This is a genomic window from Thermodesulfobacterium thermophilum DSM 1276, from assembly GCF_000421605.1.
In the GTDB taxonomy this organism is placed as follows: domain Bacteria; phylum Desulfobacterota; class Thermodesulfobacteria; order Thermodesulfobacteriales; family Thermodesulfobacteriaceae; genus Thermodesulfobacterium; species Thermodesulfobacterium thermophilum.
In genome coordinates this window covers 1-12,255 of record NZ_ATXI01000007.1, presented here as the reverse complement: position 1 = coordinate 12,255, position 12,255 = coordinate 1, and the positions used below count along the sequence as shown (strand labels likewise).

At 40.0% G+C, this 12,255-nt stretch carries 11 protein-coding genes and 1 tRNA gene; 1 reads left to right on the top strand and 11 read right to left on the bottom strand.

The window, feature by feature from the left end:
* Positions 1–173 precede the first annotated feature (173 nt).
* Positions 174–443, top strand: a complete 270-nt coding sequence (rpsO, locus tag H529_RS0104115; RefSeq protein ID WP_022855282.1) for a 30S ribosomal protein S15 — start codon at positions 174–176, stop codon at positions 441–443.
* Positions 444–527: 84 nt separating this feature from the next.
* On the opposite strand, the gene rpoC is transcribed toward rpsO, so the two are convergent.
* From rpoC to H529_RS11430, 11 genes are all read right to left on the bottom strand, one after another.
* Positions 528–4,589: a DNA-directed RNA polymerase subunit beta' gene (rpoC, locus tag H529_RS0104110; protein WP_022855281.1), complete on the bottom strand. Its 4,062-nt coding sequence runs from the start codon at positions 4,587–4,589 to the stop codon at positions 528–530.
* A 24-nt stretch (positions 4,590–4,613) separates the two neighbouring features.
* Positions 4,614–8,702 (bottom strand): DNA-directed RNA polymerase subunit beta, encoded by a 4,089-nt coding sequence (rpoB, locus tag H529_RS0104105; protein WP_022855280.1) that lies wholly within the window; start codon positions 8,700–8,702, stop codon positions 4,614–4,616.
* Positions 8,703–8,816: 114 nt separating this feature from the next.
* Complete coding sequence (gene rplL / locus H529_RS0104100) at positions 8,817–9,209, bottom strand: 50S ribosomal protein L7/L12 (protein ID WP_022855279.1); 393 nt, start codon at positions 9,207–9,209, stop codon at positions 8,817–8,819.
* 41 nt (positions 9,210–9,250) lie between these two features.
* Positions 9,251–9,778, bottom strand: a complete 528-nt coding sequence (gene rplJ / locus H529_RS0104095; RefSeq protein ID WP_022855278.1) for a 50S ribosomal protein L10 — start codon at positions 9,776–9,778, stop codon at positions 9,251–9,253.
* 160 nt (positions 9,779–9,938) lie between these two features.
* On the bottom strand, positions 9,939–10,661 hold the full coding sequence (rplA, locus tag H529_RS0104090) for a 50S ribosomal protein L1 (RefSeq protein ID WP_022855277.1): 723 nt from the start codon (positions 10,659–10,661) through the stop codon (positions 9,939–9,941).
* An 11-nt stretch (positions 10,662–10,672) separates the two neighbouring features.
* On the bottom strand, positions 10,673–11,098 hold the full coding sequence (gene rplK / locus H529_RS0104085) for a 50S ribosomal protein L11 (RefSeq protein WP_022855276.1): 426 nt from the start codon (positions 11,096–11,098) through the stop codon (positions 10,673–10,675).
* 15 nt (positions 11,099–11,113) lie between these two features.
* Positions 11,114–11,641 (bottom strand): transcription termination/antitermination protein NusG, encoded by a 528-nt coding sequence (gene nusG / locus H529_RS0104080; protein WP_022855275.1) that lies wholly within the window; start codon positions 11,639–11,641, stop codon positions 11,114–11,116.
* A 1-nt stretch (position 11,642) separates the two neighbouring features.
* Positions 11,643–11,864 (bottom strand): preprotein translocase subunit SecE, encoded by a 222-nt coding sequence (gene secE / locus H529_RS10065; RefSeq protein ID WP_022855274.1) that lies wholly within the window; start codon positions 11,862–11,864, stop codon positions 11,643–11,645.
* 28 nt (positions 11,865–11,892) lie between these two features.
* Positions 11,893–11,969 (bottom strand) — tRNA-Trp (locus H529_RS0104070).
* Between the two features lie 5 nt (positions 11,970–11,974).
* Positions 11,975–12,145, bottom strand: coding sequence for a 50S ribosomal protein L33 (gene rpmG / locus H529_RS0104065; RefSeq protein WP_022855273.1), 171 nt, complete (start codon positions 12,143–12,145; stop codon positions 11,975–11,977).
* A 15-nt stretch (positions 12,146–12,160) separates the two neighbouring features.
* Positions 12,161–12,255: EF-Tu C-terminal domain-related protein (locus H529_RS11430; protein WP_022855272.1), on the bottom strand; the 95-nt coding region annotated here is incomplete at its 5' end.

Below are 12,255 nucleotides of genomic sequence, written 5' to 3'. Positions count from 1 at the left end.
TAAAAATTTTTTTAACATTAAATTAACATTACTGCTAAAAAAATTTTAGACAAGAGGGCGATAGGCCAAACTTAGGTTTGTATTTTTTCAAAAATCAGTTATATTTAAGATAACTGCTTGGGGGTGGAATAAGCCTTCCCCAGGCTTAAAAATACAAAAAGGAGGTTGAGTGTATGCCTTTAGACCCAGAGTTAAAACAAGAGATCATCCAAACTTTCCAGCGTCACCCCAACGACACAGGTTCTCCAGAGGTTCAGATTGCCTTGCTAACCGCAAGGATAAAACAACTGGAGGAACACCTAAAAACTCATCGCAAAGACTTTCATTCAAGAAGAGGTCTTATGAAGCTGATCGGTCAGAGAAGGGCTCTTCTAAACTATCTTAAAAGAACAGATTTTAACAGATATCAGGCTTTGCTTCAGAAAATAGGACTTAAAAAGTAAGCTCAAAAATTCAATCCTTTAAAAACAAATAAAAAAGGGAGGGTTTTTGAAACCCTCCCTTTTTTATTTAAAGTCTATTTGGTCTTACAGCCATCCTTTTTCTTCGTAAACAATCCTTCCTGTCCCTGCAGGAATTAACCTTCCGATGATTACGTTTTCTTTTAGTCCCTTTAGATAGTCTACCTTACCGGCAATAGAGGCCTCGGTAAGAACTCTCGTAGTTTCCTGGAAGGAGGCAGCAGACAACCAAGAATCAGTAAGCAAGGCTACTTTTGTGATGCCAAGGATTACAGGTTCAGCTACTGCTGGTTTTCCTCCAGTAGCTATGATCTTTTCGTTTTCCTCCTCAAACCTAACTTTATCCACATACTCACCGATCATAAAGTTGGTATCACCTGGGTCTTTTATCTTAACCTTTTTAAGCATCTGTTTTACGATAACCTCAAAGTGTTTATCGTTTATCTTAACACCCTGAAGCCTGTAAACTTCCTGAATCTCTTCAACCAAGAATCTTGCAACCCCTTTAACTCCTTTAACCTTTAAGATATCATGAGGATTAGGAGAACCCTCTACCAGAGGATCTCCAGCTTTAACCACATCACCTTCTCTTACCAAGATATGTTTACCTTTAGAAATATAATACTCTAAAGGTTCTCCTACCTCAGGTTGAATAACAACCTTTTTCTTACCTCTGGCTTCTTTTTCAAACACCACCGTTCCATCGATTTCAGTGATGGTGGCATACTCTTTAGGTTTACGTGCTTCAAATAAATCGGTAACTTTTGGAAGACCTCCGGTGATGTCTTTAGCTTTCAAAGTTTCTCGAGGAATTCTTGCGATGATATCTCCTGCCTTTACCATATCTCCTTCCTGAACGCTGATGATAGCTCCTACCGGTAACTCATACCTGGCTTTACCTCTCCCATCTGGAAGGTCGATGGTTCTTCCTTTCTCATCTTTGATAGAAATCCTTGGTCTATAGTCGGTAAGTTTGTAGTCTCTTACGATAATACTTGCTCTACCGGTGGTTACGTCTATCTTTTCATCAACCGTTACCCCGTCTATGATATCTCCAAACTTTACCCTTCCAGAAACTTCGGCGATGATAGGTGTGGTATAAGGATCCCATTCTACCAAGAGGTCTCCAGGTTTTACCTCTTGACCTTCTTCTACTTTAATCTTAGCACCATAGGTGACTGGATATTTTTCTAAAATCCTACCGTCAGGAGACACGATAGCAATCTCTCCTTGTCTGTTTAAAGCCACTAAAGTACCATCTTCCCTTCTAACCAGTCTTAAATTAAGAAACTTTATCAAACCTCTTGACTGAGCTCTGTGTTCGCTTTGTTCTAAAGCCTTACCTACCGCACCTCCGATGTGGAAGGTTCTCATCGTAAGCTGAGTTCCAGGTTCTCCAATAGACTGAGCGGCAATAATCCCTACGGCTTCTCCTATCTCTACCAACTTTCCAGTAGCAAGGTCTCTTCCATAACACTTTCTACAAACTCCATGCTTTGCCTCACAGGTAAGCACAGACCTTATCATGACCTTCTCTATTCCTGCTTCTTTAAGCTTTTTAACCCCTTCTTCATCTATTTCTTGATTAGCTTCGATCAATACCTCTCCTGTAATAGGGTCTAAAATATCTTCTAAGGCAACCCTTCCCAACACTCTATCCCAAACAGGTTCGATAATCTCACCTGCCTCAATAAGATGACCTACTTCTATACCATCTATGGTTCCACAATCTTCTTCAGTTACCACACAGTCTTGAGCAACATCTACTAATTTTCTTGTTAAATATCCGGCATTAGCGGTTTTTAAAGCTGTGTCTGCAAGTCCTTTACGGGCTCCATGGGTAGACACAAAGTATTCCAAAACCGAAAGTCCTTCTCTGAAGTTACTTTTAATCGGGGTTTCAATAATTTCTCCCGAGGGCTTAGCCATTAAACCTCTCATACCAGCAAGCTGCCTTATCTGATCTTTAGAACCACGAGCTCCAGAAAAGGCCATGATGTAGACTGGGTTAAAGCTGGGACCTATCACTTTCTCTCCGTTAGGCCCGATATATTCCTTGGTTTCCATTTCTTTAATCATCTCTTCAGTAACACGCTCAGTAGCATTAGACCATATATCTATTGCTTTGTTATACCTTTCACTCTCGGTGATCAAACCTTCTCTATACTGCTCCCAGATCTCTGCAATCTTTCTATCTGCCTCAGCCAAAATTTCCGCTTTTTTCTTAGGAATGGTAAGATAATCCACAGAAATAGAAAGAGCAGCTTCAGTAGCTTGTGCAAACCCCAAATCTTTTAATTTATCCGCAAAAATTACTGTTTTCTTAATACCTGCTCTACGATAAGAAATGTCTATCAACTTTTGAAGCTCTTTTTTGGTCAATGGTTTATTATACTCTTCAAAAGGAATCTCTTCGGGAACGATGGTCGAAAACAGGACTCTACCTACCGTTGTATCTAAAAGTTTACCATCAATCCTTACCTTTATCTTCGCTTGTAGATGGACAGCTCCTGTCTGATATGCAAGGATCACCTCATCTTTATCTCTAAAAACTTTACCTTCTCCCTTCGCAAAAGGACGTTCTAACGTCATGTAGTAAATTCCTAAAACCATATCTTGGGTAGGATAAACTACAGGAATACCGTTGTCAGGAAGAAGGATGTTGTTGGTTGAAAGAATAAGAACTCTATTTTCTATCTGCGCCTCTACTGAAAGGGGAACATGGACAGCCATCTGGTCTCCGTCAAAGTCAGCGTTGTAAGCTACACAGACCAGTGGATGTAGCTGGATAGCCTTGGTGTCTATCAACACTGGTTCAAAGGCCTGAATACCTAACCTGTGCAAGGTAGGGGCACGGTTTAACATAACCGGATATTCTTTTACGATCTCATCAAGGGCATCCCAAACCGCAGGATGTTCCTCTTCCACCAACCTTTTAGCAGTTTTGATGTTGGTAGCATATCCATGCTTTTCTAACCAACCATAAATATAGGGTTTAAAAAGTTCCAAGGCCATTTTCTTAGGCAAACCACACTGATACATCCTTAACTCAGGGCCTGCGGTAATAACAGACCTACCTGAAAAATCCACTCTTTTACCCAAAAGATTCTGTCTAAACCTACCTTGTTTACCCTTAAGGATGTCAGAAAGACTTTTTAAAGGCCTTCTGTTAGGCCCCATCACAGGACGCCCTCTTCTACCGTTATCAAAAAGGGCATCAACAGCCTCTTGTAACATCCTTTTTTCGTTTTTTAAAATAATTTCAGGGGCATCAAGGTCTATCAACTTTTTAAGTCTCACGTTACGGTTGATAACCCTTCTATAAAGGTCGTTTAAGTCTGAGGTAGCAAACCTCCCCCCCTCTAAAGGAACTAAAGGTCTCAATTCAGGAGGAATAACCGGTATAACCTTTAAAATCATCCATTCAGGTTTATTACCTGACTGTTTAAATGCCCTGGCTATCTGAAGCCTTTTGCCAAGTTTCTTTTTACGAGCCTCGCTGTGGGTGGTTTGAAGTTCTATCTGGATGTCCTGAATAAGTTTGTCAAGGTCTATGTTTCTTAAAAGTTCATAAATAGCCGAAGCCCCTGTATCAGCTATTATCTGGTCTCCATACATCTCTCTTAAGGTGTAGTATTTATCTTCGGTAAGAATGGTGCCCACAGGAAATTCTTCAACCTGGCTTTCTATAACTACATATCTTTCTAAATAAAGAATAGACTCTACTTCTTTAAGGGTCATGTTGAGTAAAATACCTATTTTCGAGGGAATACTCCTCAGATACCAAATATGAGCTACCGGCGCAGCCAACTCAATATGTCCCATCCTCTCTCTTCTAACCTTGCTCTGGATAACCTCAACCCCGCACTTTTCACAGATAACTCCTCTATGTTTCATCCCACGATATTTACCACAGATACATTCATAATCCCTAACAGGACCAAAAATTTTAGCACAAAATAGACCGTCCTTTTCAGGCCTCAAAGTCCTATAGTTAATCGTCTCCGGTTTTTTAACCTCTCCGTAACTCCATTCTCTTATCTTTTCAGGAGAGGCTAACCCTATCTTTAATGCCTTTATTTTCATCACATCCTTAGGTTTCTCTAAAATAGAAAGGAGTTCTTTCATTATATAAACACCCCCTTTGTTTTTTTATTCTTCTATAGGTTCTATATCAAGGCAGAGACCTTGCAACTCTTTGGTTAACACTTTAAAACTTTCAGGCATACCTCCTTCTAAAAAGTTCTTACCCTTAACCAGTTTTTCATACATCTTGGTACGTCCTTCTACATCGTCACTTTTAACCGTAAGGAACTCATGGAGGGTATAAGCAGCTCCATAAGCCTCTATCGCCCACACTTCCATCTCTCCTAATCTCTGTCCACCGAACTGAGACTTTCCACCAAGAGGTTGCTGGGTTATCAGTGAGTAAGGCCCAGTAGAACGAGCATGGATCTTATCGTCAACCAAGTGATGAAGTTTTAACATATGCATATAACCTACGGTTACCGGTTCGTAAAAAGGTTCTCCTGTCATACCATTATAAAGAACAGTAGTTCCACTTTCACTTAACCCAGCTAAAGACAGCCACTTTTTGATCTCTGCCTCCTTAGCTCCTGAAAAAACAGGGGTAGCAATAGGAATTCCATCAGCAAAACCCTTAGCAAGTTCTAATATTTCCTCATCGGTCTTACCTTCTACCAACTTCTCATATTCGTCTTCATAAAAAATCTCTTTTAAAAGTGCCTTCACACTCTCTACCTGGTATTCCTGTGCCAACTTACTTAACTTTTTACCTAACTCCTTACAAGCCCACCCCAGATGGGTTTCAAGAAGCTGACCTATGTTCATACGAGAAGGAACACCTAAAGGTGAAAGGATCATGTCTACCGGTGTTCCGTCAGGTAAATAAGGCATGTCCTCGATAGGAACGATTTTAGAGACCACACCTTTGTTTCCGTGCCTTCCTGCCATCTTATCTCCTGGTTGAAGCTTTCTCTTCATGGCTACATAAACCTTCACTACCTTCAAAACACCAGGGGGTAGTTCATCACCTTTCTTTATCCTGTTGATATGGGCCTCATACTCTTCCATAATCTCTTTTCTCTTCTTTTCATAGGCCTTTATGATCTCCGAAACTACTTCTTTTTTAGCAGAAGAAACTACCTCTTTCAACTTAGACAAAAGAGAAGTGGGTAAAGTCTTAAGTTTCTCTAAAGTTAAAGCCTCTCCTTTGTTGATAAAAACCTGCCCCTCTCTTTCCAGATCAGTAGTAGCTACCTCTCCATTTAAAACATAGGCCAATCTGTTTACCGTATGTCTAAAAAGAACCTCTAAAACAGCTGCTTGGTTTCTCAAAAGCTTAGCTATGGTTTCATCTTCCTTTTGTTTAGCCCTTGCATCTTTTTCTATACCTTTTCGGGTAAGGATCTTGGTATCTATCACAATACCTTCTATACCTGCAGGAACTTTTAAAGAGGTATCTTTTACATCTTTTGCCTTTTCTCCAAAAATGGCTCTTAAAAGTTTTTCCTCAGGGGTAAGAGTAGTCTCTCCTTTAGGGGTTACCTTCCCTACCAAAATATCTCCAGGCTTTACATAACTTCCTATTTTTATTATACCACTTTCGTCAAGATTGGTTAAAAGTTCTTCACTTACATTAGGGAGATCTCTTGTAATTTCTTCTCTTCCAAGCTTAGTCTCTCTGGCAACACATTCAAACTCTTCTATATGGATAGAGGTAAAAACGTCATCCTTTACCAACCTCTCAGAGATGATGATAGAGTCCTCAAAGTTATAACCTCTCCAAGGCATAAACGCAACCAAAACATCTTTACCCAGCGCCAACTCTCCTTGGCTAATCGAAGGACCGTCTGCTAAAATCTCTCCTTTTTTGACCCTCTGCCCTGGTTTCACTATAGGTCTTTGTAAAAAGCAAGTATTCTGGTTAGATTTTTTCCATTTTATCAACTCATAAATCTTTACCTCAGGAAGCTCTCCCTCCTTAGCGTCATACCTTACCACTATCCGTGTGCTGTCTACATCCTCAACCACACCATCATTTTCTGCCACTACCACCATACCTGAGTTTAAAACCACCACCCTTTCCATACCAGAACCAACCAGAGGAGCTTTGGTTTTTATCAAAGGTACAGCCTGTCGTTGCATGTTAGATCCCATAAGTGCACGGTTAGCGTCATCGTGTTCAAGGAAAGGTATCAAAGAGCTGGAAACACTGACTACTTGAGCAGGCACAAGGTCTATCAAATCAACCTCGTCCCTATGGGCTATAACAAACTCTCCGTTTTTTCTGGCAGGAACATATTCATCCAAAATATTTCCTTGTTTATCCAGTCTAATGGTAGATTGAGCTATAACCAAATCTTTTTCTTCAGCAGCATTCAAGTAAATTACTTGATCTGTAACCCTACCATCTTTAACCATCCTATAGGGGGTCTCTAAAAATCCATAAGGATTGGTCTGGGCAAAGGTGGTAGGAGAAACAATCAAACCGATGTTTGGACCTTCAGGTGTTTCGATAGGACAGATCCTTCCATAATGGCTGGGATGAACGTCTCTGACCTCAAAACCTGCCCTTTCTCTGGTCAAACCACCTGGTCCTAAAGCAGAAAGTCTTCTTTTATGGGTAAGCATGGAGAGAACGTTAGTTTGGTCCATAAACTGAGAAAGCTGTCCCTGGGCAAAAAATTCTTTTACCGCACCCACAACAGGCTTGCTGTTTATAAGCTCTACAGGGGTTATCTCCTCAAGTTCCTGAAGCTGAAGTTTTTCTTTTATCGACCTCTCCATTCTCATAAGACCGATAAGGAACTGATTTTCTACCAACTCGCCTACTGCTCTAACCCTTCTGTTGGAAAGACTGTCTATATCGTCTCCTTCCTCCTCTCTTTCTCTGAGTCTTATCAATTCCTTTAAAATGGCTATGACATCCTGCTTGGTAAGCACCCTTTGAGTAATCGGGATATCTAAGTTTAAACGTAGGTTGATTTTATAGCGTCCTATTTCAGAAAGGTCATAAGTCTCAGGGTCAAAAAAGAGGGACCTAAAGTAAGCCTCTGCCACTTCATAACTTACAGGACTCGAAGGACGCATTTTTCTATAGATTTCGATAAGGGCCTCTTCTGTATTTCTTACTTTATCGCTTTTTAAAGCTTCTCTTACAGAAGAAGTATAGTAATGAAGGTCTACAAAAAGGACTTTTACCTCTTTTATACCTTTTTCTCTCAGCAAATCTAATTTTTCTTTGGTTATTTCGTGGTTGGCTTCTAAAAGGACCTCCCCAGTGCCTTCTGGGTCTACTATATCTTTAGCACAAATCTTCCCTATCAAAGCCTCGTCAGAAAGTTTTATAGAGCCAATCCCTAACCTTTTTAACCTTTTTATTAGACCTGCCGTGATAACCTTACCTTTTTTAACGATAACCTCTCCGGTCTCAGGATTAACGATGTCAGAAACCGCCTTTTGTCCTGCTAAAAGTTCATAGTCTAAGAGTTTTTCAACCCCTTCTTCCAAGATTAAATAGGTCTCAGAAGGATAAAAAAGAGAAAGAATTTCTTCTTCACTCATCCCCATAGCCTTAAGGAAAATAGTAGCTAAAATATTCTTTCTCTTATCTATCCTTACGAAAAACCTACCTTTATAATCATAAATAAAATCCAACCAAGACCCTTTAACCGGAATAACCCTGGCAATATAGGTTAACCTACCTGCTTTAGCATGAGTTTTCTCTTTTTCAAAGATAACACCAGGAGACCGTTGAAGCTGATTGACAATAGCACGTTCTGTCCCATTTATGATAAACCTTCCGTCTTCAGTCATCAAAGGAATGGTGCCAAAATATACCTCCTGCTCTTTAACATCTTTAATACTCTTTATACCAGTTTCTGGGTCTAAGTCATAGGTTACCAGCCTTACCTTTAATTTCATCGGGGCTTCATAAGTTAAACCTTTATCTTTAGCCTCTTCTGGGGCATACTTTGGTTCTAAAATCTTATAATCTATATATTCTAAAACCGCTGTCTCAGAATAGTCTCTTATCGGAAATACAGACTTTAAACACCTATGGATACCTATGTCTATTCTGTTTTCTGGAGGGGTTTTGGCCTGTAAAAATTTATCATAGGATTCCTTAGGTATTTTTAAAAGATTGGGTACTTCTTGGATCTGTTTTACTTTAGAAAAACTTTTACGAACAGATAAGTTTCTTTGGTTGTTTAGCATTTTTATGATCCCCTCCCTGGATTTTTATAAATGACGAAAAGGGTTTCCCCAGGGACAGGGGAAACCCTTTGAAAAAGTAGATTTTAGAAAATAAAATTTTAAACTATACAAGGCTTACTTGATTTCTACTTTGGCACCTACTTCTTCTAATTTTTTCTTAATCTCTTCTGCTTCATTCTTGCTAACACCAGTTTTTACTGGCTTGGGTACACCTTCAACCAAATCCTTAGCCTCTTTTAACCCTAAGCCTGTAATTTCTCTTACCACCTTAATCACGTTGATCTTGTTACCTCCTACATCAGTCAAAACCACATCAAACTCTGTCTTTTCCTCAGCCTGAGCAGCTTCAGCAGGAGCACCAGCCACAGCACCCACAGCTGCCACGGCAGCTACAGGAGCAGCCGCAGTTACACCAAACTTCTCCTCTAACTCTTTGATAAACTGAGAAAGTTCTAACACACTCATGTTGGCGATAAACTCGATGACTTCCTCTTTGGTTACTGGCATTTCCTAATCCCTCCTTTTGCTTTTTTTCTGTTTTTTAAATTTTACTCACCCTTTGACTTCTTTTCTTCAATAGCCTTAAGCACATAAAGGAAATTCCTGATAATAGCCGCCAATACCCCAACAAAGTTGGATACCGGTGCCTGAATGGTACCAAGTACCTGAGCCAACAAAACCTCTCTTGGAGGAAGTTTAACCAGATCCTCAATAAATTCAGGCTTATAGCCCTTACCCTGAATAACAAAACCCTTTATCTGTAAAGCCGGATGTTTTTTAACAAAATCATTTAAAACCTTAGCAATCTCTACAGGGTCTTGATATGCAAAAACCAAAGCTGTAGGCCCTTCGATGTAATCACTTACAGGTTTAAAATCTGTGTTTTCAGAGGCAATCCTTATAAGGGTATTTTTAATAACCCTAAACTCTCCTCCCTTTTCCCTAACAAGCTTCCTTATTTCATTACTTTCAGCTACCGTAAAACCTCTAAAAGAAGTAACAAAAACCCCTTGTGACTTAACAAACTTCTCATTTACATCTTTGATGATTTCTGCCTTACGAGCTCGGGTAAGCAAGTCTATACCTCCTTATAAATTTTAACCACATGAAAGGGTACCCTTTCGCCTATAGTAGGCTGAGGAAGCTTCCTCATTTAAGCCAAAATGGCACCTACTAATCTCTGGCCCCAAGAGACACCCTGCTTTTGAAGGACCTCAAGGGGCTCAAACCTCTAATTTAATCTCCAGAATATCTCTGGATTAAATTTTTTACCTCGTTAGGGTCAACCTTAATTCCAGGACCCATCGTAGTAGATATAGCAACACTTCTTATATATTGTCCTTTGGCTGCAGAGGGCTTAGCCTTTAATAAAGCTTCAAAAAACGCAGCCATGTTTTCTAAAATCTTCTTTTCACCAAAAGAAACCTTACCTACAGGAACATGCACCACCGCACCTCTATCAACTCTAAAATCAACCTTACCTGCCTTAATATCTTTTACCGCTTTAGCCACATCAAAAGTTACTGTCCCTGTCTTAGAGCTTGGCATAAGACCTCTTGGCCCTAAGATTTTACCTAACTTACTAACAGCTGGCATCATATCTGGAGTGGCTATTACCTTATCAAACTCAAGCCAATTCTCTTTCTGAATCTTTTCAATAAGGTCCTCGTCCCCTACATAATCTGCACCAGCCTCTAAAGCTTCTTTAGCCTTCTCTCCTTTAGCAAAAACCAACACTCGCGCAGTCTTTCCAGTTCCATGAGGTAAAACCACAGACCCCCTAACCATTTGGTCTGCATGTCTTGGATCAACCCCCAATTTTACCGCCACCTCTACCGTTTCGTCAAACTTAGCATGAGCTGTCTCTAAAGCAAGCTTAACTGCCTCTTCAAAAGAATATTTTTTTGTTCTATCAACTTTAGCCAAAGCCTCTCTATACTTCTTACCGTGCTTAGCCATACCACCTCTCCTTAATCTACAATTTGAACGCCCATACTTCTGGCTGTACCCTCTATAGTCCTAATAGCAGCCTCTAAAGATGCCGCCGTAAGATCCTGCATCTTCATCTTTACTATCTCTTCCAACTGTTTTCGAGTAATTTTGCCCACCACCTCTTTACCAGGAGCATGTGCTCCTGTCTCAATACCAATCGCCTTTTTAATAAGCACCGAAGCAGGTGGAGTCTTCAACTCAAAAGTAAAAGACCGGTCTGCATAAACGGTAATCACCACAGGAATGATATAACCTTCCTGTCCACGGGTCTTCTCGTTAAACGCCTTAACAAACTCCATGATGTTAACACCATGCTGACCCAAAGCCGGACCAACAGGAGGTGCCGGAGTAGCCTGCCCTGCAGGAAGCTGTAACTTTATTTGTGCTATTACCTTTTTAGCCATACCTCCCTATCCCCCTTAAATCTTCTGTAAATAAGCAAACTCTATTTCTACAGGAGTCTCTCTACCAAATATACTTACCAACACCTTAACCTTACCTTTATCAGGCTTAACCTCATCTACCACCCCTATAAAGTTGGCAAAAGGTCCCTCTGTAATCCTAACTCTGTCACCTTGAGCAAATTGATAACGAGGTTTAGGCTTTATTTCTTCTACTACCAACTGAGAAATAAGTTTGTCAACCTCCTCGGTTCTAAAGACATAAAGCCTGTCTCCACCAATCACGTCAAGAACACCTTCCAGCCTTTTTATCTCTTCCTTCAACTCTTCATCAATCTCACCTAACATCAAAAAATATCCAGAATAAAAAAGCTTAACAAATTGCTTTTCTGGAGAAAAATTAACCTCTATCTCCTTTGGAGGAGGCACAAAAAAACGTTCTACCTTATCAGAGACCCCCTTGCGGGACAAAAGCTCTTCTACCAGAGCCTTAACTTTTTCTTCCCAACCAGACCAAACCTGGACTGAATACCAAACTTTAGCCACCTTATCCCACCAAAATAGAGATTATAAAATTATATATTATATCCAAAATTCCTAAATATGCACCTATAAATAGACTAAAAACAACCACCATCAACGTTCCCATTAAAACTTGCTTCTTAGGAGCCCATGTAATCTTTTTGGCTTCTATTTTAACCTCTTTTAAAAATCTTACCACCCTATCTTTAAAATTTTCTTTATTTAAATCTTGATCTTTTAAAGCCATACAATCCCTACCTTAAAAAAATAAAAAATGGCAGGCCAGGAGGGACTTGAACCCCCAGCCTTCGGATTTGGAGTCCGACGCTCTGCCAAGTTGAGCTACTGGCCTACCATTTATTTTTTAACTTCTTTATGTACGGTATGTTTTTTATCCCAGGGGCAATATTTCTTAAGCTCTAACCTATCAGGTGTATTTCTCCTGTTTTTGGTAGTGGTATAATTATTTCTTTTACACTCTGTACACTGTAAATGAATGATAACCCTTGCTTCTCCCTTTTTAGCCATCCCTAAAAACCCCTATTATTCTATTATTTTAGTTACTACGCCAGCACCAACTGTCCTTCCACCTTCTCTAATCGCAAACCTCAAACCCTCTTCCAACGCAACAGGCTTGA

Coding starts and splice junctions, on each gene's coding strand:
- secE (WP_022855274.1), bottom strand. CDS start 11,864: ATGGCTTTAAAAGATCAAGATTTAAATAAAGAAAATTTTAAAGATAGG.
- rplA (WP_022855277.1), bottom strand. CDS start 10,661: ATGGCTAAGCACGGTAAGAAGTATAGAGAGGCTTTGGCTAAAGTTGAT.
- rpsO (WP_022855282.1), top strand. CDS start 174: ATGCCTTTAGACCCAGAGTTAAAACAAGAGATCATCCAAACTTTCCAG.
- rpoB (WP_022855280.1), bottom strand. CDS start 8,702: ATGCTAAACAACCAAAGAAACTTATCTGTTCGTAAAAGTTTTTCTAAA.
- rplK (WP_022855276.1), bottom strand. CDS start 11,098: ATGGCTAAAAAGGTAATAGCACAAATAAAGTTACAGCTTCCTGCAGGG.
- rpoC (WP_022855281.1), bottom strand. CDS start 4,589: ATGAAAGAACTCCTTTCTATTTTAGAGAAACCTAAGGATGTGATGAAA.
- rpmG (WP_022855273.1), bottom strand. CDS start 12,145: ATGGCTAAAAAGGGAGAAGCAAGGGTTATCATTCATTTACAGTGTACA.
- rplL (WP_022855279.1), bottom strand. CDS start 9,209: ATGCCAGTAACCAAAGAGGAAGTCATCGAGTTTATCGCCAACATGAGT.